This window comes from Kitasatospora sp. NPDC007106 (genome assembly GCF_040634455.1).
In the GTDB taxonomy this organism is placed as follows: Bacteria; Actinomycetota; Actinomycetes; order Streptomycetales; family Streptomycetaceae; genus Kitasatospora; species Kitasatospora arboriphila.
The window spans coordinates 1-25604 of record NZ_JBEYFP010000003.1; the positions used below are offsets into that span (position 1 = coordinate 1).

The 25604-nt window shown below is 74.6% G+C and carries 25 protein-coding genes; 17 read left to right on the forward strand and 8 right to left on the reverse strand.

The window, feature by feature from the left end:
* Positions 1–46 precede the first annotated feature (46 nt).
* Positions 47–1207: a PLP-dependent transferase gene (locus ABZ641_RS00580; RefSeq protein WP_359978091.1), complete on the reverse strand. Its 1161-nt coding sequence runs from the start codon at positions 1205–1207 to the stop codon at positions 47–49.
* A 137-nt stretch (positions 1208–1344) separates the two neighbouring features.
* Here ABZ641_RS00580 and ABZ641_RS00585 point away from each other — a divergent pair, with 137 nt between their 5' ends.
* Positions 1345–1827: an Lrp/AsnC family transcriptional regulator gene (locus ABZ641_RS00585; protein WP_344621341.1), complete on the forward strand. Its 483-nt coding sequence runs from the start codon at positions 1345–1347 to the stop codon at positions 1825–1827.
* Positions 1828–1841: 14 nt separating this feature from the next.
* Here ABZ641_RS00585 and ABZ641_RS00590 read toward each other — a convergent pair whose 3' ends face one another.
* A complete protein-coding gene (locus ABZ641_RS00590) occupies positions 1842–3050 on the reverse strand; it encodes a hypothetical protein (RefSeq protein ID WP_359978093.1) in 1209 nt (402 codons plus the stop codon).
* A gap of 154 nt (positions 3051–3204) precedes the next feature.
* Complete coding sequence (locus tag ABZ641_RS00595) at positions 3205–3639, reverse strand: hypothetical protein (RefSeq protein ID WP_344621343.1); 435 nt, start codon at positions 3637–3639, stop codon at positions 3205–3207.
* Between the two features lie 252 nt (positions 3640–3891).
* Between ABZ641_RS00595 and ABZ641_RS00600 the strand changes: the two genes are divergently transcribed.
* Positions 3892–4779, forward strand: a complete 888-nt coding sequence (locus ABZ641_RS00600; RefSeq protein ID WP_344621344.1) for a prohibitin family protein — start codon at positions 3892–3894, stop codon at positions 4777–4779.
* Positions 4780–4833: 54 nt separating this feature from the next.
* Here the strand turns inward: ABZ641_RS00600 and ABZ641_RS00605 are convergent, their stop codons facing one another.
* Positions 4834–6420, reverse strand: a complete 1587-nt coding sequence (locus ABZ641_RS00605; protein ID WP_359978095.1) for a PHB depolymerase family esterase — start codon at positions 6418–6420, stop codon at positions 4834–4836.
* 218 nt (positions 6421–6638) lie between these two features.
* On the opposite strand from ABZ641_RS00605, the gene proC reads away from it, so the two are divergent.
* The 8 genes from proC to ABZ641_RS00645 all read left to right on the forward strand — a co-directional run bounded on the left by proC (position 6639) and on the right by ABZ641_RS00645 (position 13771).
* Entirely contained in the window at positions 6639–7463 is an 825-nt protein-coding gene (gene proC / locus ABZ641_RS00610) for a pyrroline-5-carboxylate reductase (RefSeq protein WP_344621346.1), read from the forward strand.
* Positions 7464–7516: 53 nt separating this feature from the next.
* Positions 7517–8176 (forward strand): HAD family hydrolase, encoded by a 660-nt coding sequence (locus ABZ641_RS00615; RefSeq protein WP_359978097.1) that lies wholly within the window; start codon positions 7517–7519, stop codon positions 8174–8176.
* Between the two features lie 157 nt (positions 8177–8333).
* Positions 8334–9530, forward strand: a complete 1197-nt coding sequence (locus ABZ641_RS00620) for an MFS transporter (protein WP_344621348.1) — start codon at positions 8334–8336, stop codon at positions 9528–9530.
* A gap of 42 nt (positions 9531–9572) precedes the next feature.
* A complete protein-coding gene (locus ABZ641_RS00625; protein ID WP_359978099.1) occupies positions 9573–10772 on the forward strand; it encodes an acetoin utilization protein AcuC in 1200 nt (399 codons plus the stop codon).
* A 275-nt stretch (positions 10773–11047) separates the two neighbouring features.
* Positions 11048–11257: a helix-turn-helix domain-containing protein gene (locus ABZ641_RS00630; RefSeq protein WP_052390398.1), complete on the forward strand. Its 210-nt coding sequence runs from the start codon at positions 11048–11050 to the stop codon at positions 11255–11257.
* Between the two features lie 119 nt (positions 11258–11376).
* The gene (locus ABZ641_RS00635; RefSeq protein WP_003948845.1) at positions 11377–11475 is read left to right on the forward strand and encodes an AURKAIP1/COX24 domain-containing protein; all 99 of its coding nucleotides are present in this window, start codon (positions 11377–11379) and stop codon (positions 11473–11475) included.
* A 227-nt stretch (positions 11476–11702) separates the two neighbouring features.
* Positions 11703–12761, forward strand: a complete 1059-nt coding sequence (locus tag ABZ641_RS00640; protein ID WP_344621350.1) for an NAD-dependent epimerase/dehydratase family protein — start codon at positions 11703–11705, stop codon at positions 12759–12761.
* Complete coding sequence (locus ABZ641_RS00645) at positions 12758–13771, forward strand: lysophospholipid acyltransferase family protein (RefSeq protein ID WP_344621351.1); 1014 nt, start codon at positions 12758–12760, stop codon at positions 13769–13771. The genes ABZ641_RS00640 and ABZ641_RS00645 overlap by 4 nt, the downstream gene beginning before the upstream one ends.
* Positions 13772–13850: 79 nt before the next feature.
* On the opposite strand, the gene ABZ641_RS00650 is transcribed toward ABZ641_RS00645, so the two are convergent.
* The 3 genes from ABZ641_RS00650 to ABZ641_RS00660 form a co-directional block, all read right to left on the reverse strand.
* On the reverse strand, positions 13851–15056 hold the full coding sequence (locus ABZ641_RS00650; protein WP_359978102.1) for a DUF5667 domain-containing protein: 1206 nt from the start codon (positions 15054–15056) through the stop codon (positions 13851–13853).
* Between the two features lie 255 nt (positions 15057–15311).
* Complete coding sequence (locus ABZ641_RS00655; protein ID WP_344621353.1) at positions 15312–16184, reverse strand: ECF subfamily RNA polymerase sigma factor, BldN family; 873 nt, start codon at positions 16182–16184, stop codon at positions 15312–15314.
* Between the two features lie 509 nt (positions 16185–16693).
* Entirely contained in the window at positions 16694–17797 is a 1104-nt protein-coding gene (locus tag ABZ641_RS00660) for an HAD-IB family hydrolase (protein WP_359978104.1), read from the reverse strand.
* A gap of 108 nt (positions 17798–17905) precedes the next feature.
* Between ABZ641_RS00660 and ABZ641_RS00665 the strand changes: the two genes are divergently transcribed.
* The 7 genes from ABZ641_RS00665 to hemB all read left to right on the forward strand — a co-directional run bounded on the left by ABZ641_RS00665 (position 17906) and on the right by hemB (position 25192).
* On the forward strand, positions 17906–18181 hold the full coding sequence (locus ABZ641_RS00665; RefSeq protein WP_344621355.1) for a glutaredoxin family protein: 276 nt from the start codon (positions 17906–17908) through the stop codon (positions 18179–18181).
* Positions 18182–18388: 207 nt separating this feature from the next.
* On the forward strand, positions 18389–19102 hold the full coding sequence (locus ABZ641_RS00670; RefSeq protein WP_344621356.1) for a 3'-5' exonuclease: 714 nt from the start codon (positions 18389–18391) through the stop codon (positions 19100–19102).
* Between the two features lie 101 nt (positions 19103–19203).
* On the forward strand, positions 19204–20121 hold the full coding sequence (locus ABZ641_RS00675; protein ID WP_344621357.1) for a redox-sensing transcriptional repressor Rex: 918 nt from the start codon (positions 19204–19206) through the stop codon (positions 20119–20121).
* Positions 20118–21464, forward strand: coding sequence for a glutamyl-tRNA reductase (locus ABZ641_RS00680; protein WP_359978107.1), 1347 nt, complete (start codon positions 20118–20120; stop codon positions 21462–21464). Before ABZ641_RS00675 ends, ABZ641_RS00680 begins: the two co-directional genes overlap by 4 nt.
* Positions 21465–21505: 41 nt before the next feature.
* Positions 21506–22504, forward strand: a complete 999-nt coding sequence (hemC, locus tag ABZ641_RS00685) for a hydroxymethylbilane synthase (protein ID WP_344621514.1) — start codon at positions 21506–21508, stop codon at positions 22502–22504.
* Positions 22501–24147, forward strand: a complete 1647-nt coding sequence (locus ABZ641_RS00690) for a bifunctional uroporphyrinogen-III C-methyltransferase/uroporphyrinogen-III synthase (RefSeq protein WP_344621359.1) — start codon at positions 22501–22503, stop codon at positions 24145–24147. Before hemC ends, ABZ641_RS00690 begins: the two co-directional genes overlap by 4 nt.
* A gap of 46 nt (positions 24148–24193) precedes the next feature.
* Positions 24194–25192 carry a porphobilinogen synthase gene (hemB, locus tag ABZ641_RS00695; protein ID WP_359978109.1) on the forward strand — a complete coding sequence of 333 codons (999 nt, stop codon included), beginning with the start codon at positions 24194–24196 and terminating at the stop codon, positions 25190–25192.
* A 90-nt stretch (positions 25193–25282) separates the two neighbouring features.
* Here hemB and ABZ641_RS00700 read toward each other — a convergent pair whose 3' ends face one another.
* Positions 25283–25540 (reverse strand): hypothetical protein, encoded by a 258-nt coding sequence (locus tag ABZ641_RS00700; protein ID WP_344621361.1) that lies wholly within the window; start codon positions 25538–25540, stop codon positions 25283–25285.
* Between the last annotated feature and the right edge of the window lie 64 nt (positions 25541–25604).

Here is a 25604-nt window from a genome sequence, read left to right on the forward strand (position 1 = left end):
CTCCCAGCCTTCGGCCGGGAGGTGCCCCCACGCGCCCCCTGGGCCTCTATTCGGAGAAGGCCCGGGCGAGGTCGTCGAAGAGGTCCTCGGGCTCTTCCAGGCCGACCGAGAGGCGGAGCAGGGAGGGGTGCGGGCGGGCCTCGGGGGCGACCGGGCGGTGGGTGAGCGAGGCGGGGTGCTGGATCAGGGTGTCCACGCCGCCGAGCGACACCGCGTGGGTGATCAGGTCACAGCCGGCCGCGGTGCGGGCCGCCGCCTCGTAGCCGCCGCGCAGCGAGAAGGCGAGCACCGAGCCGGCGCCGGTCATCTGCCGCCCGACCAGGCCCTGCGGGTCGCACTCGGGCAGGCCCGGGTAGTAGACCTGCTCGACCTCGGGGCGGGCGGCCAGCCAGGCCGCCACCTTGGCGGCGTTCGCGGCCTGGTGCCGCACCCGCAGCGGGAGCGTCTGCAGGCCGCGGTGGAGCAGGTAGGCGGCGAGCGGGTGCAGGATGCCGCCGGTGACGGCGCGGACGCGGCGCAGTCGGGCCGCCCACTCGGCGTCGGTGGCGACGGCGCCGGCCAGGACGTCGCCGTGGCCGCCGAGGTACTTGGTGGCGCTGTGCAGGACGAGGGTGGCGCCGTGGTGCACCGGCTGCTGCAGCACGGGCGTGGCGAAGGTGTTGTCGACCAGCAGCGGCACGTCCCCGCACTGGGCGGCGACGGCGGACAGGTCGACCAGGTCCAGGGTGGGGTTGGCCGGGGTCTCGACGATCACCAGGCCGGTGTCCGGGCGGATCGCCGCGGCGACCTCGCCGGCGGTCGCCCAGGTCACCTCGGTGCCGAGCAGGCCGGTGGCCAGTACGTGGTCGGTGCCGCCGTACAGCGGGCGGACCGCGACGACGTGTCCCTTGCCCTCGGCGCGGGCGGCCAGCAGGCAGGCGGCGAGTGCGGCCATGCCGGAGGCGAAGGCCACCGCCTGCTCGCAGTCCTCGAGTTCGGCGAGGGCCTGCTCGAAGCGGGCGGTGGTGGGGTTCCACAGCCGCTGGTAGACGGCGCTGCCGCCGTCCGGGACGAGTCCGCCGGTGGCCAGTGCCTCGTAGCTGTCGCCGCCGGTCTCCACGCCGGGCAGGGGGTTGGTGGTGGAGAGGTCGATCGGCGGGACGTGGGTCCCGAGGCCGCGCAGGTCGGTTCTGCCGGCGTGGACGGCCCGGGTGTCGGCGTGGGGCATGGGTGGCCTCCTCGGCGGGGTGGGGGGTGGCCCCATGGTGAAGAGTCCGCGGAGTGGCGGCCACAGTTCGGCAGAAGATTCGAATACCGGCCGGTAGGTCTTGCGGATGTTCGGACTGCCGGACGATCGTGGGCCCCGTGCCGAAGAATCCGCAGCGCGAACTCGCTCCCGTCGACCGGGCCATCCTGCGGCTGCTGGTCGCCGACGCCAGGATGCCCAACAACGCGATCGCGGAGGCGGTGGGCATCGCCCCGTCCACCTGTCTGGGCCGGATCCGAGCCCTGCGGGAGCGCGGGGTGATCCGCGGTTTCCACGCCGAGGTGGAGCCGGCCGCGGTCGGTCTCGGTATTCAGGCGATGATCGCGGTGCGGCTGCACGCGCACACCAAGGAGCAGATCGGCAGCTTCGCGGGCGGCATCCCCCGGCTGCCGGGGGTGGTGGCCGCGTACCACCTGTCCGGGGCGGACGACTACCTGCTGCACGTCGCGGTCGCGGACACCGACGCGCTGCGCGACTTCGTGCTGGACCACCTCACCGCGCACCCCGCGGTGCAGCACACCGAGACCAGCCTGATCTTCGGCCACGTCCGGGGCGCCGCCCCCACGGAGGGCGACGACTGACCCCGGACGGTGCGTCAGCTCCGCGTCAGCGTGCCGCAGCCTTCGTGGTCGTCCAGCTTGCGGTTCGGGTCGTACGGGTCGACGGTCGGCCCGGTGTGCGGCTCCTCGGTGCCGGGGCCGAAGTCGACGGTGAAGTCCGTCTCCAGGTAGCCGCTGCCCATCCCGCACACGTTGTTGCCGAAGTCGGCCGTCCACTTGTCCAGCAGCAGCCTGCCGCGCTGCACCTTGTACCGGGCGGGGTTGTAGAAGCGGAAGTCCTGCTGACGCCGGACGATCTCCCGCTCCACCCGCGGGGCGACGTCGGCCTTCAGGGCCACCGGCTTGGCCGCGCCGCCGCTGCCGGTGCTCTGCCCGGGCCGCGGCACGCCGGCGTCCGGGCCGGGCCGCAGGGCGTACACGAATATGTAGTCGGTGTGCACCAGCAGGCCGCGGTCGCCGTCGCCCTCGAAGGTCATGGTGCCCCGGGCCTTCACCACGTCGGTGACGGGCACGGCCCGGCGCGGGTCGAAGCGGCTCAGCCAGTTGGCGGCGTCCGAGTCGACGGTGGGGTGGGCGAGCGCCTTCTCCAGGTCCTCGCGCGACGAGCGGTCCAGCAGGGCGAGGGCGGCGGCCGGGGTCTCGCCGTGGACGGTCTTCGGGTCGAGGTTGGTGAGGACGAGGTACTGCCGGACCTTCTCCAGCAGGCCGGCCACCTCCTCCTTGCCGAAGACGCCTTCGGCCTTCGCCTGCGGCAGGACCAGGGCGTCCGCCCCGGCCTTCCAGGCGTCGGCGGGCGAGCCGGCCCAGGGACGCTCGACGGTCGGGGTCTGCGGATCGGTGGTCGGCGGTGCGGCCGCCGGGGCGGTGGGGTCGGCCGCGGCCGCCGAGGAGTCCTCGCCCCGGTGGTACCAGCCGTTCAGGCGGTCCACGTTGAGCGCGGCCAGGGTGACGGCGGCGGCGAGCACCACGAACACCGGGGTCTGCCAGTTGCGCCTGCGGCGCCGGCCCCACGGGTCGACCGGCTTCGGCCGCCGCCCGAAGCGCCGGCGGGCGGGTGCCGGAGCCGGGTCGGCGGAGGCCCGCCACGGCTCGGGCTGCGGCGGCTGCTGCTGCCACTTCGCGGCGAGCATCCGGGCCCGCCCGGACTGCTCCTTCACCGTGGCGGCGCGTACGAAGTCCTCGTCGAGGACGACGTCCTCGAACGGGTCGTCGGGACGCGGGGCGGGGTCGTCGACTGTCGGCACGCCGGACAGTATGCAGACGGCGGCCGACACGCCCGACAGCGGGGGGCGTCCCGGCCGTGCACGGCTCCGCCGCCGAACTCGACGCGGGTGCCTGCGCCGAGGCGCTCCGTCAGTTCGGCCGGGGCGGAGCCGCCACGTGCCGGCCCACGGCCCGTCAGCCGCGTCGGCGGGCCTGCTTGACCGAGCCGACCACGCCCGCGACCGCCAGCAGCAGCCCGGCGGGCAGCAGCGAGGTGAACAGCGCGGCGAACAGCCCCGAGCTGCCGAGCAGGGTCATCGCCAGGGTGTTCAGCACCCACAGCGCGCCGGCCGCGGGCAGTGCCGACTGCCAGGGGTGTTCCTCGGCCCAGCGCTGGAGCCGCCGGTCGCCGGTGTCCCGGCGGAGCCGTCCGCCGACCGTGCCGACGAGGAAGAAGAAGAACAGGCCGAGGCCGACCGGCCCGGCGAGGATGTCCATGGACCAGTTGCCGGTGACGATGTCCACCCCGAGGGCGGCACCGCCGACCACCGTCCCGACGGCCGCAGCCGTCCGCCACGGGCCGAGGGTCGCCGCGGCGACGGCGACCTGACGGCTCTCACTTCGCGACAAATCTCCGTTTCCCATACCTCAACCGTGCTCCCGGCGGTCCCTGGAAATCCATAGGGGTGATCCCCGAGTTTCCCCCGAGGGCGGGCCGTCCGGTCCGCGCCGGACGTGCGGGAGGGGCGCCGTCCGTGAGCGGGCGCTGACGCACCGTCGGCGGGCCGCGGACTTCATATGAACATCATTTGAATCCGGCCTCCCGGAGGCGTCCGGCTCCCTATGCTGCGGCCGTCCCGTCCGTCCACCGAGAGACCCCAGATGCTGATCATCGCCGTCCTGCTCCTCCTCGTCGGCACCGTCCTGCTCGTCCTGAGGTGGCGCGGGGTCACCGACTCCGGGGCGGCCACGGCGTCCGGCCTGGTGTCCGTCGGCCTCGGCCTGCTCGCGGGCCTCGCCACCGTCGTCCACGTGGTCGCGCCCTACGAGGTGGGCGTGCCCACCACCCTGGGCAAGGTCGGCGGCACCTGGCAGCCGGGACTGCACCTGAAGTCGCCGCTGACCGACGTCTCCACCTTCTCGACCCGGCCGGTCGACCTCGACCTCACCGGCAAGGACACCGTCGAGGTCCGCTCCTCCGAGGGCGGCGTGCTCTACGCGGACATCACCGTGAAGTGGTCGGTCGACCCCAAGCACACCCAGAGCCTGTTCAAGCTGGCCGGCGACACCGACGCCGTCCAGAAGCGCCTGGTCTACCCCGACAGCCGGGAGATCGTCCGCAACGTCTTCGCCAAGCACACCGGCGTCGAGGGCTACAGCTCCGAGCGCGAGGCGATCAGCACCGAGATCGAACGGCTGATCACCGCCCGGCTCGCGCCGCGCGGCATCCTGGTCAACGGCGTCAACCTGCGCAACGTGAAGCCCAGCGACAGCCTGCAGCACGCGATCGACCAGAAGATCCAGCAGGACCAGGCCACCGCCCAGGCCGAGGCCGCCGTCCGCACCGCCAAGGCCGAGGCCGAGAAGCGGAAGATCGAGTCCGAGAGCACCGCCGCGGCCAACACCGCCATCGCCAACTCGCTCACCGACAAGATCCTGATGAGCCAGTGCATCGAGGCCTTCAAGGCCGCCGCCGAGAAGAACCCGGTCTACGCCAGCCCCTGCGGCACCGGCGGCTCGCCGGTCATCGTCGACGGCACCAAGCGCTGACGCCCGGGTGCCCGGGGGCCACCGCCCCCGGGCACCCGGAAGAGCGGGTCCGGCTCAGCGCGTCCAGTCGACGGTCAGCACCGCGCCCGCACCGCGCTGCACGAAGACGTACGCGGTGGAGGCGAGCGCCTGGTCGAACTGCAGCCGCAGCTGCACCGTCGACCCGGGCCGGATCGCGGCCAGCCCGGCCGCGGAGAACGCGCCCGAGGTCCCGCTGCCCGAGGTGAACCGGGCCACCGTCGCCGCCGCACCCGCACTCGCCGGGGCCGCCCAGTCGTCCGTGCCGGTGGTGCAGGCCGCGCCGAAGCAGCCGTCCCGCACGTCGACGGTCAGCTGCGCCGCGGCCCACGGGTCCCCGCTGCCGCTGCCGTACCCCAGGGTGAGCCGGGCGCCGGTGACCGTGGCGCCGGCCGGGAGGGCCGAGGTGTCGAAGGAGAGCAGCGCCCGGTTCTGCTTGCCTTCGGTGCCGCGGCCCACCGCCAGGCCCAGGCTGCCGGCGAGGGTGCCCACCGCGGGCGAACCGCCGTCCGCCGCGGCCTTCACGTAGCCGTCCAGGGCGGTGTCGTCGGTCAGCTGCGTGCTGCCCGAACCGCCCGAGGGTGACGGGGACGGCGACGGCGAGGACGAGGGGCTGGGGGAGGGCGACGGCGCCGAGCCGTCCAGGCCCCAGAACCGGCCGATCCGGTAGGAGGCGCAGAGGTTCACGTCCAGCACGTACGCCCCGGCGGTGCCGCACTGCTCGGCGCCGCTGCCCGGGTCGACCGGCTGGCCGTGGTCCATGCCGGTGATCGAGTACACCTCGACCCGGTCGGCGCCGGAGGCGTCCCGGTACACCTGGTGCGGGTGGCCCGCGACGGTGTCGCTCACCGCGGGCGTCTGGCCGGTGCCGGCCACGTCCGTCCACTGCTTCATCAGCTCGGTGAGGTTCACCGGCTTCACCACCGAGTCCGAGGACCCCTGCCAGAGCGAGACCTTCGGCCGTGCCCCGGTCCACGACGGGTACGCCTGCCGGACGAGGTCGCCCCACTGCTGCGGGGTCTTCGAGGTGCCCATGGTCATGCAGTTCACCGAGGCCTCCACGGCCGTGGTGGCGCAGTGGTACGGGAGCCCGGCGACCACGCCGCCGCCCGCGAACACGTCCGGGTAGTCCGCCAGCAGGGCGGCCGTCATCGCGCCGCCCGCCGACAGGCCCGTCACGTACACCCGGGCCGGGTCGCTGCCCAGGTCGGCGACGGTCTTCGCGACCATCTGACGGATCGACAGCGCCTCGCCCGCGTCCCGCCCGAAGTCGCCCGGCTGGAACCAGTTGAAGCACTGCGAGGAGTTGTTGGCGGACTGCTGCTGGGGCATCACCACGGCGAAGCCCCAGGCGTCCGCCCAGTGCGTCCAGCCGGCCGCCTCGCCGTACGACGCCGTCTGGGTGCAGCCGTGCAGCGCCACCACCACCGGCCGCCCGGCGGCCAGCCCGGTGGGCGCGTAGCGGTACATCAGCAGATTGCCCGGGTTCGAACCGAACCCGGTGACCTGGACGGTGCCGGCGGCCCGGGCCTCGCCGTGGCCGAGCCCGAGCACCGCCGCCGCGGCCACGGCGAGCAGCGCGAGCGCCGCCCACCACCGTCTCAGGGGCGTGTCGTACGTCATGGGGGAGCTCCTCTGGGGTGGGGGAGAGCCGACCGTACGGGCGGGGCCGTGCCGCCCGGCACGGTGCGGACGGACACCCCCGGCGCCGCCGGATGGCGGCGCACCCCATTGCCGGCCCCGTCCGTGCGCGAGCGCACTGCCCACGGTTCGGACATCCCGGCCCGCGGCACCACACCGGTGCGAGGATGGCCGCAGCACCGTACGAAGGAGCGGCCCCCATGCCCAGCAGCGCATCCGGACAGAAGATCGCCTTCCTCGGCACCGGCAAGATCGGCGAGGCCCTGCTCTCCGGCCTGCTGCGGGCGGGCACGGACCCGGCCGACGTCCTGGTCACCGCCCGCCGCCCGGAGCGCGCCGCCGAACTCGCCGAGCGCCACGGCGTCACCGCCGTCACCAACGCCGAGGCTGCGAAGCTCGCCGACACCCTGATCCTCGCGGTGAAGCCGCAGGACATGGGCACCCTGCTGGAGGAGCTGGCACCGCACGTCGCCCCCGACCGGCTGGTCGTCTCGGCCGCCGCCGGCATCCCGACCGCCTGGTTCGAGGAGCGGCTCGCCGCCGGCACCCCGGTCGTCCGCGTCATGCCCAACACCCCCGTCCTGGTGGACGAGGGCATGAGCGTCATCTCCGGCGGCTCGCACGCCTCCGAGGCCCACCTGGAGCGCACCGAGGCGATCTTCCGCTCGGTCGGCAAGGCGATCCGCCTGCCCGAGGCCCAGCAGGACGCGGCCACCGCCCTCTCCGGCTCCGGCCCCGCCTACTTCTACTTCCTGGTCGAGGCGATGACCGACGCCGGCATCCTGCTCGGCCTGCCCCGGCAGGTCGCCCACGACCTCATCGTGCAGTCCGCGATCGGCGCCTCGATCATGCTGCGCGACTCCGGCGAACACCCCGTCAAGCTCCGCGAGGCGGTCACCTCCCCGGCCGGCACCACCATCGCGGCCATCCGCGAACTGGAGAACCACGGCGTCCGCGCCGCGCTGCTCGGCGCCCTGGAGGCCGCCCGCGACCGCTCCCGCGAGCTGGCCGGCGGCGGCAAGTAGCCCGCAGCGGCCCGGCACCGGAGCCGCGGTGCCGGGCCGGTAGGCTCGACCGGGTGAGCTACGACCTGGTGATCTTCGACAACGACGGGGTGCTCGTCGACAGCGAGCCCATCTCCAACCGGGTGCTGGCCGAGTACCTCACCGAACTCGGCTACCCGACCACCGTCGAGGACTCCTACCGGGACTACATGGGCACCGCCGCGCACCGGGTCCACGACGTGATCCTGGAACGGCACGGCGACCGGCTGCCCGAGGGCTTCGACGACCTGTTCCACGGCCGGGTGTTCGCCGCCTTCGAGGCCGAACTCGGCCCGGTCGCCGGGGCGGAGACCCTGCTCAAGACCCTGCAGCAGTCCGGCGTCCGGTACTGCCTGGCCTCCTCCGCGCACCACTCCTGGATCCGCACCGCGCTCGACCTCACCGGCCTGCGCGGGCACCTCGCCGAGGAGCTCATCTTCAGCGCCCAGGACGTCGGCGTCGGCAAGCCCGCCCCCGACCTCTTCCTGCACGCCGCCCGCACCATGGGTGTGCCGCCCGAGCGCTGCCTCGTCCTGGAGGACAGCCCCAACGGCGTGCTCGCCGCCCGCGCCGCCGGCATGGACGTGTACGGCTACGCCGCGCTCACCGACCCGGCCAAGCTCACCGCCGCCGGCGCCACCGGCCTCATCACCGGCCTCACCCAGGTCCCCGCCCTCCTGGGCACGCGCGCCTGACGCAGGGGCACCCGAACAGGGCCGGCCGTCAGGTGCCCCCGTGCGCCCCTGAACAAGCCGCCCGCGCACCGTGTGACGCCGACCCCCTCCCGGAACGGCCCGCCAGGGCCTACGCTCTCGCCACCACACGTCGGTACCCACCAGTAGCGGGGGCCCCATGGCCGAGACCACCGGACGGCTGCGGCAGGCGCGCGCCGCACTGGCAGCGAGCTTCCTGCTGCAGGGCGCCACCTTCGCGCTGCTGGTCAGCTGCATCCCGGAGATCCAGCGGCGGTACGGGCTCGACGACTCCCTGCTGCCGGTCTTCCTCGCCGCGGTGCCGATCCTCGCCGGCGTGGGCTCGATCGCCTCCGAGGCCCTGGTGCGCCGCAGCAGCCCGCGCGCCGTGCTGCGGGCCGTGCAGCCCGCCGTCTGCCTGGCGCTCGCCGCCGTCGGCGTCGGCACCGCCCTGTGGCAGCTCGCCCTCGCCCTGGCCGCCTTCGGTCTGCTGGTCGGCGCGCTGGACGCGTCGATGAACATGCTCGGCGTCGGCCTCCAGCACCGGTACGGCCGCAGCATCATGCTCGGCTTCCACGCCGCGTTCAGCCTCGGCGGGATCGCCGGCGCCGCCGTCGCCGGGCTCGGCGCGCACCGCGGGACACCGCTGAGCGTGCTGTTCGCCGGCTCCGCCGCGGTGCTGATCCCGGCGGCGCTGCTGGTCGGCACCCGCTTCGCCGGCCCGGCGGAACTCGGCGACGCCGTCGAGCAGGCCGCCCGCGCGGCCGGCCGCGCCGTCCCGTGGCGGCCGTTGCTGCCGCTCTGCCTCGCCATGGCGGTCGCCTACATCGCGGACGCCTCGGTCTCCAACTACAGCGTCAAGTACCTCACCGACACCCTGCACAGCCCCGACGACCTCGCCAAGCTGTCCTACCTGGGTTACATGCTGGCGATGCTGGCCGGCCGCGCGCTCGGCGACCGCGGGGTGCAGCGCTTCGGCGCGGTCACGGTCGTCCGGGTCGGTGCGGCGACCGCCGCCCTCGGCTTCGCCGCCGCCGCGGTCGCGCCCGCGCCCTGGGCCGGGATCGCCGCCTTCACCCTGCTCGGCCTCGGCATCTGCGCGATCATCCCGCAGGTCTTCGCGGCCGGCGGCCGCCTGATGCCCGCCGACTCGGACGCCGCCGTCGCCCGGCTCAACCTCTTCAACTACGTCGGCTTCCTGGTCGGCTCCCCGCTGGTCGGGGCGATCGGCGACGCCGGCTCCTACCGGGCCGCGCTGCTCGCCCCGATGCTGCTGGTGCTGGTGATCCTGCCGCTCGCCGGCCACTTCGCCCCCGCACCGGCCCAGGAGGCCAAGGAGCCCGCCCAGGCGCACTGAGCCCCCTGCGTCCCGCCCCCGGCCACCCACTACGGTGGAGGCATGCCCGACGCCGAGCGCGACGACAACCCCTGCGGCCTGCACCTCTTCTGGGACGACGCGGTGACCGCGTACGACTTCGGCCCCGGCCATCCGATGGACCCGACCAGGCTCGCCCTCACCAAACACCTGGTCGACGCCTTCGGGCTCGACCGCGGCCCCGGCGTCACCGTCCGCTCGGCCCCGGCCGCCGGGGACTCCACCCTGCGCCTGGTGCACACCGGCGAGTACATCGCGGCCGTCCGCAAGGTCGCCGCCGACCCGGACCTCGTCGATCTGCGGCACGGCCTCGGCACCGACGACAACTGGGCCTTCCCCGGCCTGCACACCGCGTCCGCGCTGATCGCCGGGCAGTCCGTCGCCGCCGCAGAGTCGGTCTGGCGCGGCGAGGCCCGGCACGCCGTCAACTTCGCCGGCGGGCTGCACCACGCGATGCCCGACCGGGCGTCCGGCTTCTGCGTCTACAACGACCCCGCGCTCGCCGTCGCCCGGCTGCTGGAGCTCGGTGCCGAGCGGGTCGCCTACGTCGACGTCGACGTGCACCACGGGGACGGCGTCCAGCAGGCGTTCTGGAACGACCCCCGGGTGCTCACCGTCTCGCTGCACGAGCACCCCGCGACGCTCTTCCCGGAGACCGGCTGGTCCACCGAGTCCGGCGGGCCGGACGCCCCCGGCAGCGCCGCCAACCTGCCGCTGCCGGCCGGCACCGGCGACGCCGGCTGGCTGCGCGCCTTCCACGCCCTCGTGCCCGAACTGCTCGCCGCCTTCCGCCCGCAGGTGCTCGTCACCCAGCACGGCGCCGACACCCACGTCGAGGACCCGCTCGCGCACCTCGCGGTCAGCCTCGACGCCCAGCGCCTCGTCGCCGAGGCGCTGCACGGCCTGGCCCACGAGCACGCCGACGGCCGCTGGATCGCCCTCGGCGGGGGCGGCTACGCGGTGGTCGACGTGGTGCCCAGAACCTGGACCCACCTGGTCGCCACCGCGGCCGGCCGCCCGCTCGACCCGGCCGCCGAGACCCCCGAGGAGTGGCGTGCCGAGGTCTACCGACGCACCCGGCAGCAGGCACCGCTGCGGATGACCGACGGCGCCGCCCCCGACTGGCGGGACTTCCACGACGGCTACGACCCGGCCTCCCGCCTCGACCAGGCGATCCTCGCCGCCCGTCGCGCCGTCTACCCGCACCACGGCCTGCTGCCCTGACCTGCGGCCCGTCCCCGGCCGCGGCGCCCGCACCCGCGCCGCGCGCGCCGGGCCGGTGCTCCCGAGCGCCCCACCGGCGCCGACCGGCCGGTCCGCCTGCGCCATACGCCGATCGGCTACGTACTGCAATCGGGGGATGCCTCACCGTACAAGGACTGGGCATCCCCCTCTTCCCACTGGTACCACCCATAACTACTCTGGGCATACACGTGTGCCGGTGGAGTCACCGGAGGGGAAGCCGGTGCCTTGCACACGGGTAAGGGTCGGTGATGGTCATGAGTTCAGGCGAACGCCCCCTGCAGGAAGTCGTCTTCCTGACCGTGGCCGAGGTGGCCTCGGTCATGAGGGTGTCCAAGATGACGGTGTACCGCCTGGTGCACAGCGGTGAACTGCCGGCGATCCGGGTCGGGCGCTCCTTCCGCGTCCCGGAGCAGGCGGTCCACGCGTACCTGAAGGAGTCCTACGTGCGGCTCGAGAGCGCGTAGGCCTGACACGGCAGGGCACGATTACTGGTTACCCCGGGCGGACGGTAGGCTAGGCCCTCCGTCAGTCGTATGGACACCCGTCTCCCATGGACGGGGTCCGAGTGAGCGAGGGTTGTTCCGTGGGCTCTGTCATCAAGAAGCGTCGCAAGCGTATGGCCAAGAAGAAGCACCGCAAGCTTCTGAAGCGCACTCGCGTGCAGCGTCGCAACAAGAAGTAACCCGCGGCCGGACTACTTCCCGCTCACGCGGGGGGCCAGCCGCTGCACCGACGGCCGCCTCGCGCGCACCAGGTGTCCGAACTGCCCGCCCGGGCGCTGCCCGGGCGGGCAGTGGTGTCTCCGCGCCCTCGGCGGCGCCCCGCGGCCCGCGGGTGTGGCGCCGGTACGGCCCGGAAACATCCGCACGGTACGGTGCACTCAGGGCGACACGAGGAGGCCGCAGCAGCGTGGGCAGGACCGTACTCGTCACCGGTGTGGCCCGGCACCTCGGTGCCCGGTTCGCCGCCGGGATCGCCCGTTCCCACGGGGTCGACAAGGTCGTCGGGGTCGACGTCCAGCCCCCCGCCGAGGACCTGCCGCCCGGGGTCGACTTCGCCCGGGTCGACCTGCGCCGCCCGGCCGTCGCCCGGGTGATCGCCGAGCACGGCGTCGACACCGTCGTCCACCTCAACGTCTCCGCCATGGGCCCGGGCGGCCGCTCCACGGTCAAGGAGACCAACGTCATCGGCACCATGCAGCTGCTCGGTGCCTGCCAGAAGGCCCCCGGGGTGCGCCGCCTGGTGGTGAAGTCCACCACCGGCGTGTACGGCTCCGCCCCGCGCGACCCGGCCGTCTTCCACGAGCGGATGCAACCCAAGGAGCTGCCCGCCGGGGGCTTCGCCCGGGACGCCGCCGAGGTCGAGGGCTACGTCCGCGGCTTCGCCCGCCGCCGGCCCGACGTCGCCGTCACCGTGCTGCGGTTCGCCAACATCGTCGGCCCGGTCGGGGACACCCCGCTCTGCGCCTGGTTCACCCTGCCCGTGCTGCCCACCGTGCTCGGCCGCGACCCGCGCCTGCAGTTCGTCCACGAGGACGACGCCGTCGAGGTGCTCCGGCTCGCCGCCCTCGACCCCCGTCCGGGCACCACCAACACCGGCACCTTCAACGTGGCCGGCGACGGCGTGCTGCTGCTCTCGCAGTGCGCCCGCCGACTCGGCCGGCCCACCGTGCCGCTGCTCAGGCCCGCGCTCGGCGCGGTCGCCGGGCTCGTCCGGCAGACCCGGCTGGCCGACATCTCGCCCGAGCTGATCCAGCTGCTCACCCACGGCCGGGTCGTGGACACCACCCAGCTCCGCGAGACCTTCGGCCACACCCCCCGCTTCACCACCGCCGAGGCGTTCGCCGACTTCGTCGCCGCCCAGCGGGCCGGCCTGCTGCCCCCGGAGCGGCTCGCCGCCGTCACCGACCGGCTGGCCGCCCTGCTCGGCCAGGACGACCGCCCCACCCAGGAGCCGATGCCACGATGACCGCAGCCCGCAAGACCGAGCCGGCCGACGCCAAGGTCATCCCGATCGAGTCCGCGCCCAGCTGGCACGCCGGCAGCCCGGAGGGCGGCGGCTTCGCGGACCGGCTGGCCGAGGCCGTCGGCGGCGCGCTCGCCGGACAGCTCGGCGCCACCGCCACCAAGGTCCTCGGCAAGGGCTGGGAGGAACGCGCCGCGAGCGGCCTGGCCTTCCTGCGCCGTCGGATCACCGGCGACTACGAGGTCGACGAGTTCGGCTTCGACCGGGAGCTCACCGAGGAGGTGCTGCTCTCGCTGCTCCGCCCGGTCGCCGAGAAGTACTTCCGGGTCGAGGTCCTCGGCGTCGAGAACATCCCCGCCGAGGGCGGCGCGCTGATCGTCGCCAACCACTCCGGCACCATCCCGCTCGACGCGCTGATGACCCAGGTCGCGATCCACGACCACCACCCGCACCGGCGCCACCTGCGGATGCTCGCCGCCGACCTGGTCTTCCTGCTGCCGGTCGCCGGCGAGCTGGCCCGCAAGGCCGGCCACACCCTCGCCTGCAACGAGGACGCCCAGGCGCTGCTGGAGCGCGGCGAGGTGGTCGGGGTCTGGCCGGAGGGCTTCAAGGGGATCGGCAAGCCGTTCTCCGAGCGGTACAAGCTCCAGCGCTTCGGCCGCGGCGGCTTCGTCTCCTCCGCACTGCGCGCGGGCGTGCCGATCGTGCCCTGCTCGATCGTCGGCGCCGAGGAGACCTACCCGATGATCGGCAACTTCCGCTCGCTGGCCCGGCTGCTCGGCCTGCCGTACGTGCCGATCACGCCGACCTTCCCCTGGCTGGGGCCGCTCGGCGCGATCCCGCTGCCGACCAAGTGGACGATCCAGTTCGGCGAGCCGATCCCGACCGACGGGTACCCGCGGGAGGCCGCGGACGACCCGATGCTGGTCTTCAACCTCGCCGACCAGGTCCGCGAGACCATCCAGCACACCCTGTACAAGCTGCTGGTGCAGCGGCGATCGGTCTTCTTCTGACTTCTTCTGACCGGTGCACCGACGCCGGAGCGGCCGTGGGAGCTCGGGAATCCCACGGCCGCTCGGGACGGAGCCGGCCTCAGCCCAGCGTGAGACCGGGCAGCAGACCGGGGATCAGCGGCGGGATGGTGATCCCCTGACCCTCCGACGACCCGGTGGCCGAACCGCTCGGGGCGGGGGAGGCGCCCGATCCGGTCGTGCCGCCGGTGGCCGGTGCGCCGCTCTGCCCGCCGCCCAGGCCGTTGGTGAGGCCGTCGACCAGACCGCCGACGCCCTGCGGAGCCGTGCTCGGCGCGGCACCGTTCGGGGCGGTGCCGGTGCCGTGCGCCGTCGGCGCACCCGAACCGCCCTGCGTGGCGCCCTGGACGGCGCCGCCGGACGCCTGCCCCGAGGTCTGACCGTCGCCCGCCCCCGTGCCCTGCTGGCCGCCCGGACCGGGCTTCTCCAGGTGCAGGGGTGCGACGTCCTCGCTTATGTCGTCGAACAGCTCGTCGACCTTGTCGGCCTGCGGGCCGAGCTGGCCGGGCAGCCGGTCGTGCAGGCGCGTCCAGCGGTCGTCCTGGCCCGAGGCGAAGGTGGCGAGCTGGCGCATCGGCGCCAGCGAGCCGTTGCTCCGGTACACCGAACGCAGCAGGTCGCGGCCGCGGAGGGCCTCGGCGTGCATGTCGTCCAGCGCCTGCCGGACCTGCTCGACCGTGCCGGGGCTCAGCGTGTCCGGCGAGCCGGACCGCTGGAGCAGGCTCTGCGCCTCGTCCAGCCGGGTGGTCGCCTGCTCCAGCAGCAGCGCGCCGCGCTCGGAGTCGGACCCGGCCCAGTCCAGCCGGAGGCCCTCCAAGCCGCGCTTCATGCCGTACAGGGCGTCGCCCGGCAGGGCACCGCCGCTGGCGGCCGCGGCGCCGGCGAAACCGCCGACCGCGACGCCCGCGACCAGCCCGCCGATCGCGAGCCGGCGGCCCCAGCGCCCGCGGGCCGCCCGGGCGGCCCGGTGCCCGCGCTGCCGCGGCACCGCCGGGGTGCCGCCCCCGGCGAAGGCCTGCTCGAACGCGGCCATCAGCTGGGCCCGTTGGACCGCCTTGGTCTCCGCGGAGAACTCCGGTACGGGCAGTTCCCCGAGGGTGTCCGCCACGGCCAGCAGCTCGGCCATCGCGGTCGATCCGGCGCGGTGGGCACCACCCGGTGTGCTCCCGTCGGGTCCGTCCCCGCCGGGTGAGTTGTCCGTCCGGTGGGCCTCCAATGCCTCGGCGAAGGCCTTCGCCCGCCGGTGCTCCAGCACGTTTGCCGTCACGGGCCACACCTCCCTTCGTCGTTGTCGACACCGTGGCCTGCCGGAGGGTTGTCTCGGCGGGCCGAAACCACACCATCGGGTGATGCGGTCCGAACCTGCTTGACCGCACGCCCGTTGATGGTTTCCAGGCTGGCCAACGAGCGGTGCCGGGAGTCGGTTACGCACGACTGATCATGTGACCGCGCATTCACCCGCCCGTGTCGGAGCACGGGCCCGGGTGACGGTCCGTCGGTTGGGGGCGTCACGGCAGCAGGCTCACCGCGCGTCCGGGGGCAGCAGGCGGGCCAGCGTCCGCACCGCGCGGTACTGCAGGGTCTTGATGGCGCCCTCGTTCTTACCCATGATCCGCGCCGTCTCGGCGACCGAGAGCCCCTGCAGGAACCGGAGGTTGACGCACTCCTGCTGCTGGGGGTTGAGCCGCCGCACGGCGTCCCGCAGGGCCGCGTTGGCCAGCGACTCCAGGACGGACTCCTCCGGGCTGCGCTCGCACTCGTTGGAGTCCAGCATCTCGCCGGTGGTGACCTCCAGCCGGAACCGGCTGGACTTGAAGTGGTCGGCCACCAGGTTGCGGGCGATGGTCACCAGCCAGGCGCCGAAGTCCCGGCCCTGCCAGGTGAAGGTGCCGATCCGGCGCAGCGCCCGCAGGAAGGTCTCGCTGGTGAGGTCCTCGGCGGTGGCCCGGCTGCCGACCCGGTAGTAGATGTACCGGTAGACGGTGTCCGAGTACTGGTCGTAGAGCCGGCCGAAGGCCTCGCTCTCGCCGGCCTGGGCGCGCTCGACCAGCTCCATCACCGGGTTGTGATCGGTCTCGGTGCCGCGGTCGGTGCGCGGGCGGCTGCGGGCCGGGGCGCCGACGCCGCGGCGGGTGCCGGTCGTGGTGCCGCCCGCGGCGGTGCCGCTGGTGGCGGTGGAGCGCAGCAGGGTGCCGGTGGCGGCCGGGCGGGCGGCGGGGAGGGTGCGCGGGCCGGGCGCGACGGGGGCGCCGGCGCCGGCGAGGACGGGCTGGGGGCCGAGCACCTGGAACTCGCGGATGGCGGCCCACAGCCGGTCCAGTCGGGCGCCGGTGCGCAGGGTGGCGGTCGACGGGCTGGAGGTGGTGGGCGCGTCGTTCCGGACGGGTGGGTACACGGGACTCCCAGAGGCAGAACTGTGGACGGGTCACCTCCGCCTGCGCGGAGAGCACGCCCCCATGCCCCCGCCGGGGGACACGCAGGTGCCGTGCATCCAGGAGAGGATAACGCTTTGTGCAATGACGGCTACACCCTGTGGCGGAACTGGTCGTTTGGGATCCGGATGGCGCGTATATTCAGCCGGTACTGATCGTCGGTGGCCGGCCGGAGCGCGCTCCGGGTGATCGAATGGCAACCCGGTGTGACCGATTCGGGTGAGGGACGGGCGCTTTCCCTGCCTCGCGGCCCGGTAACCCACAACTTTCCCGAGGCGCCGAACGATCGGATCCGGTCAAGAGTGAAGCAGGCGCGAACCGCAGCCGTCCGCCCGATGTCGCCCGCACGTGTGAGGAGTTGACGGGCCGCGGGTGGACGCCCCGGCAACCGCCCCGGACCAGGGCACATGTGACGACGGGTCGGTTCCGGCCGGATGCGGCGGCGGCGCGTCGGGGCGGTGCGGCCGCGGGCTCAGGCGGTGCGGCGGCGCCGGTGGGCGGCCAGGGCCGCGGCCGTGGCACCCGCCGCGACGCCGAGCCCGGCGGCGGCCGGCAGCCCGACCCGGGCGGCCTTGCGGCCCGTCCGGAAGTCGCGGACCCGCCAGCCGTGCGTCCGCGCGTGCCGGCGCAGCGAGGCGTCCGGGTTCACCACGTAGGGGTGGCCGACCAGGCTGAGCATCGGGATGTCGTTGGCGGAGTCGCTGAACGCCGCGCAACGGGAGAGGTCCAGCTGCTCGCGGCGGGCCAGCGCCTGCACCGCGGCCGCCTTCGCCGGCCCGTGCAGCAGGCCGCCCACCAGCCGGCCGGTGTACTCGCCGTTCGAGGTCTCGGCGACGGTGGCCAGGGCGCCGGTCATGCCCAGCCGGCGGGCGATGATCCGGGCGATCTCCTGCGGGGCCGCGGTGACCAGCCAGACCCGCTGCCCGGCGTCGAGGTGCATCTGGACGAGCGCCCGGGTGCCGGGCCAGACCTTGTCCGCGATGACCTCCTCGAAGATCTCCTCGCAGATCTGCTCCAGCTCGGCCGTCCGCTTGCCGGCGACCAGGCCGAGCGCGGTGTCCTGGGCGTCCGCGATGTGCGCCGGGTCCTCCGAGCCGTGCAGCCGGAACCAGGTCTGCTGCCAGACGAAGCGGGCCACGTCGCGGCGGGTGAAGAACCGCCGCCGGTACAGTCCGACGCCGAGGTAGAACATCGCGGCGCCGCGCAGGATCGTGTTGTCGCAGTCGAAGAAGGCGGCCGCCCGGGGGTCGCCGGGCGTCGGGGTGTGGTCCTCGGCGGGGGCCTTCCTGCCGCGTCCGGCCTTCTCGGCCTTCTCTGACTTCTCGGCCTTCTCTGACTTCTCGGCCTTCTCTGACTTCTCGGCCTTCTCGGCCTTCTCGGCCTTCTCGGCCTTGTCCGTCTTCTCGGCCTTCTCCGCGCTCTTCTCCGTGCCCGCGGCCGTTCCGGCCCCGTCCGTGCGCCCCGCGGTGACCGCGAGCAGGCCGGCCTCGGCCGCGTCGGCGGCGGCCTCGCCCGCCAGCGCGGTCCGCTCGTCGGGGGAACGCCTTGCGAGGTGGAGCCTTCGTAGCGCGGCCATGGACCGAGCATAGCCAGCCGGGAAGGGGTTCCCGTGACGCCCGCGTGCAGGTGCCGTTAACGGTGCGCATCGGCGCAGTGACCCGCGCCGCGGGCGCACAATGGCCGGGTGAGCCTGCTGCGACGCGACAAGAACAAGAAGCCCGCCGACCGGGTGGTGACCCTGATCGGCAAGCCCGGCTGCCACCTGTGCGACGACGCCCGCACGATCCTCGTCCGGGTCACCGGCGAACTCGGCGCCGCCTTCGAGGAGAAGGACATCACCCAGGACGAGGCGCTGTACCACCAGTACGCCGAGCAGATCCCGGTGACCCTGATCGACGGCCGCCAGCACGACTTCTGGCGGGTGGACGAACGCCGTCTGCGCGCCGCCCTCGGCGCCTGATCCGGCCGGCGCCCGCGCACCGTCCGAACCTCCGTCCGCCACCACCGCCCGCCGCCGCGCCCGCCCGCACCCCCGCCGATCGGCGGGGGTGCGGAGCCGAATCGTTGCCGACCCGATAGAGATCACCCGCCTAATCGGTGAATTCGTCGGCTTACGATCGAGCCTGTTTCGTGTCCGCCGGGGGCCGCAGGCGAAGGAGAGAACGCGATGGGCGGCTATGCCGTCGTCGACGTCGAGGCCACCGGCCGCAGCCCCTGGCGGCACCGGGTCGTCGAGGTCGCCGTCGTCCTGCTGGACGACGGTCTCCGCACCGAGGAGACCTTCTCCACCCTGATCGACCCCGGCGGGCCGGTCGGGCCCACCCACGTGCACCGGATCACCCAGGACGACGTGGTCGGCGCCCCGCGCTTCCGCGAGGTCGCCCCGTACCTGCTCGACCTGCTCGCGGACCGGGTGATGGTCGGCCACCACGTCACCTGCGACCACGCCTTCCTGGAGCGCGAGTACGCCCGGATCGGGGTGCCGCTGCCGCCCGTCCCGCTGCTGTGCACCATGCGCATGGCCCGTACCCGGCTGCCCGCCGCCGTCGGCTGGGGCCTCACCGCCTGCGTCCGGGAGGCCGGCCTCGGCTGGTACCCGGCGCACACCGCGATGGGGGACGCCCGGGCCTCCGCCGACCTGCTCCGCCACTACGCCCGGGCCGGGGCGCTGCCGCCCGCCGACCGCCCGGAGCCGCCCCGGGGCACCGCGCCGGTGCCCTGGCCGCGGCTCGGCCGGGCCCGTTCGCTGGCGGGCGGCGAGCTCGTCCCGCTGCTGCGCCGGGAGACCGCGCCCGGCCCGTGGCCGCAGGGTGCGGCCGGTCACGGGGCAGGCGCTCCGGTGGCCCCCGGATCGGCGACGGCCCCGCAGGGAGGTGAGTGATGCGCATCACTGTGGAGGGACAAATCGGACACCATCTTTGTGCACACGTTCACAAACGCATAGCCTGGCTGCCTAAGCCCAGCTTCACCCTCGGGAGCACCGTGGCAATCGGCCGACCCACCCAGAGCAGTTCGCAGGCGCCCGACACCGGCGCCGCGCGCCGACCCTCGCGTGCCCGGGGCATCCCGGAGGCGACCGTCGCCCGCCTCCCCCTCTACCTGCGGGCCCTGACCGCGCTCTCCGAGCGGTCCGTCCCCACCGTCTCCTCCGAGGAGCTGGCCGCCGCCGCCGGCGTGAACTCCGCCAAGCTCCGCAAGGACTTCTCCTACCTCGGCAGCTACGGCACCCGCGGCGTCGGCTACGACGTCGAGTACCTGGTCTACCAGATCTCCCGTGAGCTGGGTCTCACCCAGGACTGGCCGGTCGTCATCGTCGGCATCGGAAACCTCGGCCACGCCCTCGCCAACTACGGCGGCTTCGCCTCCCGCGGCTTCCGGGTCGCCGCCCTGCTCGACGCCGACCCCGGCGTCGTCGGCACCACCGCCGCGGGCCTGCCCGTGCGGCACATGGACGAGCTGGAGTCCATCGTCGAGAGCCAGCAGGTCTCCATCGGCGTGATCACCACGCCGCCCGGCGCCGCCCAGCAGGTCTGTGACCGGCTCGTCGAGGCCGGCGTCACCAGCATCCTCAACTTCGCCCCCACCGTGCTGACCGTCCCGGACGGCGTGGACGTGCGCAAGGTCGACCTCTCCATAGAGCTCCAGATCCTCGCCTTCCACGAGCAGCGCAAGGCCGGCGAGGAGCCCGGCGGCGGCGACTCCGTCCTCGACCGGGCCCCCGGCCCGGTCCGCGCCGCGGCCGCCAAGCTGCGCCGCGCCGCGGGCGGCGCCACCAAGGCGGAGCCCGCCAAGGGCACCGACCGGTCCGCCCAGGGCCGGGCCGCCAAGACCGCCGCCCAGGCCGGCGGCGCCACCCCCGCCGGCGGCGAGGGCGACCTCTCGGCGGTGATGCCGGCATGAGCCTGCTCGTCGTCGGACTGAGCCACCGCACCGCCCCGGTCGGCGTGCTGGAGCGCGCCGCCCTCACCGGCGAGGTCCCCACCCGCCTGCTGCACGACGCCGCCGCCTCGGCCACCGTCGCCGAGGCCGCCCTGGTCAACACCTGCAACCGGATCGAGCTCTACGCGGACGTGGACAAGTTCCACGCCGGCGTCGCCGAGCTCTCCCTGCTGCTCGCCCACCACAGCGGCGTCGACCTGGAGGAGCTCACCGCCCACCTCTACGTCCACTACGAGGACCGCGCCGTCCACCACCTCTTCTCGGTGGCCTGCGGCCTGGACTCGATGGTCGTCGGCGAGGGCCAGATCCTCGGCCAGCTGCGCGACGCCCTGGCCCGCGCCCAGGACGAGCACACCGCCGGCCGCGGCCTCAACGAGCTCTTCCAGCAGGCCCTGCGGGTCGGCAAGCGGGCCCACAGCGAGACCGGCATCGACAAGGCCGGGCAGTCCCTGGTGACCTTCGGCCTGGAGCAGGTCGCCGCCGGCGCCGGCGCCATCGCCGGCAAGCGCGTCCTGGTCGTCGGCGCCGGCTCGATGAGCTCGCTCGCCGCCGCCACCCTGGTGCGCTCCGGCGTCACCGACCTGCTGATCGCCAACCGCACCGCCGAACGCGCCGAGCGGCTGGTCACCATCCTCGGCACCGGCCGCACCGTCGACTTCGCCAAGGTCCCCGAGGCGCTCGCCGACGTCGACCTGGTGGTCTCCTGCACCGGCGCGGCCGGCGTGGTCGTCACCGCCGAGCAGGTCGCCGCCGCGGTCGCCGCCCGCACCGGCGACGGCCCGCTCGCCTTCCTCGACCTGGCGATGCCGCGCGACGTCCACCACGACGTCCACGAGCTGCCCGGCGCCCTGCTGGTCGACATCGAGAGCCTCTCGCACGCGCACTCGGCCGACGGCCCCGGCGCCGCCGACGTCGACGCCGTCACCGGCATCGTCGCCGACGAGGTGGCCGCCTTCGGCGCCGCCCAGCGCGCCGCCCGGATCGCCCCCACCGTGGTCGCGCTCCGCTCGATGGCCTCCGACGTCGTCAGCGGCGAACTCGCCCGGCTGGAGTCCCGGCTGCCCGACCTCGACGAGCGCTCCCGCGCCGAGATCGGCCAGGCCGTCCGCCGCGTCGTCGACAAGCTGCTGCACGCCCCCACCGTGCGGGTCAAGCAGCTCGCCGCGGAGCCCGGCGGCGCCTCCTACGCGGACGCGCTGCGCGAGCTCTTCGACCTGGACCCGGCGGCCGTGCACGCCGTCTCCGGCACCCCGGCAGCCTCGCCGGGCACCGGCCACGCCCCCCGCGGCGGAGCGGCCGGATGAACCCCGTCAACCCCCACCGGCACGACCTGGACGAGCACCCCATGAATGGTCAACTGAGCAGCCCCCCGGGCGCCCCCGAGCAGCCGCTGCGCCTCGGCACCCGGCGCAGCGCCCTCGCCATGGCGCAGTCCGGCATGGTCGCGCGCGAGGTGAGCCGGGTCACCGGCCGCCCGGTGGAACTGGTGGAGATCACCACCTACGGCGACACCTCCCGCGAGGCGCTGGCGCAGATCGGCGGCACCGGCGTCTTCGTCTCGGCGCTGCGCGACGCCCTCCTGGAGGGCCGCATCGACCTCGCCGTGCACTCCCTGAAGGACCTCCCCACCGCCGCCCCGGCCGGCCTGCTGCTCGCGGCCGTGCCGGAGCGCGAGGACTCCCGCGACGCCCTCGTCGCCCGGGACGGCCTGACGCTCGGCGAACTCGTCGAGAAGCTCGCCGGCAGCGGCCGCGCCGCCCGCGTCGGCACCGGCTCCCCGCGCCGGACGGCCCAGCTCAACGCCTGGGCCGCCGCCCGCGGCACCGCCCTGGAGACGGTCGCGATACGCGGCAACGTCGACACCCGGATCGGCTACGTCGCCTCCGGTGAGCTGGACGCGGTGGTCCTCGCCACCGCCGGCCTCAACCGGCTCGGCCGCGGCGCCGAGATCACCGAGCACCTCGACGCCGAGCTGATGGTCCCGGCCCCCGGCCAGGGCGCCCTCGCCGTCGAGTGCACGGACGCCGCGCTCGCCGCGCAGCTCGCCGCGCTCGACCACCGGCCCACCCGGGCCGCGGTCGTCGCCGAACGCGCCCTGCTCGCCGCCCTGGAGGCCGGCTGCTCGGCGCCCGTCGCCGCGCTGGCCACCTGGGCCGGCACCGAACTGCGGCTGGAGGGCGTGGTCGGCACCACCGACGGCGCCACCCTGCTGAGAATGACCGCCACCGGCCCGCTCGTCCTGGACGGGACGGCCGAGGAGCAGGCGGCGGCCCTCGGCCGCGCGCTGGCTGCCCGGCTGCTCGACCAGGGGGCGGCCGGCCTGATGGGGGAGCGAAACCGATGAGCCCCACCGCCGCCACCAGCCCCTCCAACGGCCCGGCCCAGCCGTCCGGCCGCTGCACCTTCCTGGGAGCCGGCCCGGGCGACCCCGGTCTGCTCACCCTCCGCGCGGTCGACGTGCTGGCCTCCGCCGACGTGCTGATCGCCGACCCGCTCACCGCCGCCGCCGTCCGCGCGCACTGCCCGGCCGGCGTCCAGGTGCACAACCCCGCCGAGGAGGCGGGCCTCGACGTCGCCAAGCTCGTCGCGGACGCCGTCCGCGCCGGCAAGCACGTGGTGCGCACCGTCGACGGCGACCCCGGCCTGGACGGCTGCGCGGCCGAGGAGATGCTCGGCTGCGCCGGCGCGGAGATCGCCTTCGAGGTGATCCCGGGCGTCGCCCAGTCGGTCGGCGTCCCGGCCTACGCCGGTGTGCCGCTGCGCAGCAGCCAGGGCGCGGACGTGCGCTTCGTCGACGCGGCGGCGCTGCTCGGCGGCGCCGGCGTCGACCTGGGCGCGCTGGAGACCACCCTGGTCGTCCGCACCACCCTCGGCCAGCTGCCGGCGACCGCCAACGCGCTGGTCGCCAACGGCCGCAAGCCGGAGGCCGCGCTCTCCGCCACCCTGTCGGGCACCACCACCCGCCAGCGCACCTTCACCTCCACGCTGGCCGGCATCGCCGCCGACCTGAAGGCGGCCCGGGTGCTGCCCTCCCCGGTGTCGGCCCCGGTCGACCCGGCGACGCCGGTGATAGCCGTGGTGGGCGAGCAGGTCGCCCACCGCGCCTCGCACTCCTGGTTCGAGACCAAGCCGCTGTTCGGCTGGAACGTCCTCGTCCCGCGGACGAAGGAGCAGGCGCACGGCCTCTCCGACCAGCTGCGCGGCTACGGCGCCGTCCCGCAGGAGGTGCCGACCATCGCGGTGGAGCCCCCGCGCACCCCGCAGCAGATGGAGCGGGCGATCAAGGGCCTGGTGACCGGCCGCTACGAGTGGATCGCCTTCACCTCGGTCAACGCCGTCAAGGCCGTCCGGGAGAAGTTCGAGGAGTACGGCCTGGACGCCCGCGCCTTCGCCGGCATCAAGGTCGCCGCGGTCGGCGAGACCACCGCCCAGGCGCTGGTCGACTTCGGCGTGAAGCCCGACCTGGTGCCCTCCGGCGAGCAGTCCGCCGCCGGCCTGCTGGAGGACTGGCCGCCGTACGACCCGGTCTTCGACCCGATCGACCGGGTGCTGCTGCCGCGCGCCGACATCGCCACCGAGACGCTCGTGGCCGGCCTGGTCGAGCTCGGCTGGGAGGTCGACGACGTCACGGCGTACCGCACCGTGCGCGCCTCGCCGCCGCCGGCCGAGACCCGTGAGGCGATCAAGGGCGGCGGCTTCGACGCGGTCCTCTTCACCTCGTCGTCCACCGTGCGGAACCTGGTCGGCATCGCCGGCAAGCCGCACAACGTGACGGTGATCGCCTGCATCGGCCCGGCCACCGCCAAGACCGCCGAGGAGCACGGCCTGCGGGTCGACGTGATGGCGCCCGCGCCGTCCGCCGCCGCGCTGGCCCAGGCCCTCGCCGAATTCGGCGCCCGGCGCCGGGACACCGCGGTCGCCGCCGGCGAACCGGTCTACCGGCCGAGCGAGCGCCGCCCCGGGTCGCGCCGCAAGGCCGCCCGCTGAACCCCGCCGCCGGGGAGGCCCCGAGCCTCCCCGGCGGTTTCGTGTCGTGAGAGAGAAGCAGCAGTTGTCCGCCGAATTCCCGACCGTACGCCCGCGCCGCCTCCGCTCGACCCCGGCGATGCGCCGGCTGGTCGCCGAGACCCGCCTGCACCCGGCCGAACTGATCCTTCCCGCCTTCGTCCGCGAGGGCATCACCGAGCCGAAGCCGATCACCTCGATGCCGGGCGTCGTCCAGCACACCCGGGACACCCTGCGCCGGGCCGCCGTGGAGGCCGCCGAGGCCGGCCTCGGCGGCATCATGCTGTTCGGCGTCCCCGAGGTGCAGGACGCCGTCGGCAGTGAGGGCACCAACCCGGACGGCATCCTGCAGCAGGCCATCCGCGACGTGGTCGCCGAGGTCGGCGACCAGCTGATCGTGATGTCCGACCTCTGCCTGGACGAGTACACCGACCACGGCCACTGCGGCGTGCTCGCCGCGGACGGCTCGGTCGACAACGACGCCACCCTGGAGCGCTACGCCGAGATGGCCGTGGTGCAGGCCGACGCCGGCGTCCACCTGGTCGGGCCGTCCGGGATGATGGACGGTCAGATCGGCGTGGTCCGGCGGGCCCTGGACGAGGCCGGCCACCAGGACACCGGCATCCTCGCCTACACCGCCAAGTACGCCTCGGCCTTCTTCGGGCCGTTCCGCGAGGCGGTCGGCTCCTCGCTCAAGGGCGACCGCAAGGCGTACCAGCAGGACCCGGCGAACGCCCGCGAGTCGCTGCGCGAGCTGGAGCTGGACGTCGCCGAGGGCGCCGACCTGGTCATGGTGAAGCCGGCCATGGCCTACCTGGACGTGCTGCGGCAGATCGCCGACGCCTCCCCGGTGCCGGTCTCCGCGTACCAGGTCTCCGGCGAGTACGCGATGGTCGAGGCCGCCGCCGCCAACGGCTGGGTCGACCGCGAGCGGATGATCATGGAGACCCTCACCTCGATCCGCCGGGCCGGCGCCGAGCAGATCCTCACCTACTGGGCGGTCGAGGCCGCGGGCATGCTGCGCTAGGACTCGCCGGCACGCGCCCCTTGCGGCGCACCCGAAGAGGCCGGGCCGCGGGATCTCCGCGGCCCGGCCTCCGGTGCCTGTACGGCCGGGTCAGCCGATGTGGGCCTCGCCGTCGGCGCCGCCGCCGATGGCCGTGCTGGTGGCCCAGCCCCACTCCTGGCCGATCACGGAGATGTTGCTGGTCTCGGCCCAGCCGTGGCCCTCGCCCGCGACGAACGGGTCGTCGGCGGTGGCGACCAGGTGGGCGCCGCCGCCCGCGTCCACGTGCGCCTGGGCGGGCGCCGCGACACCGGCCACGGCCAGGGCGCCGACGGCGGTCAGCAGGGCCTTGCCGAGCATGCTCTTCATGATGGAGGGGTCCTCTCTACGACGGTGATGCGGACTCAACTGATCACAACAAGCCGCCCCGGCC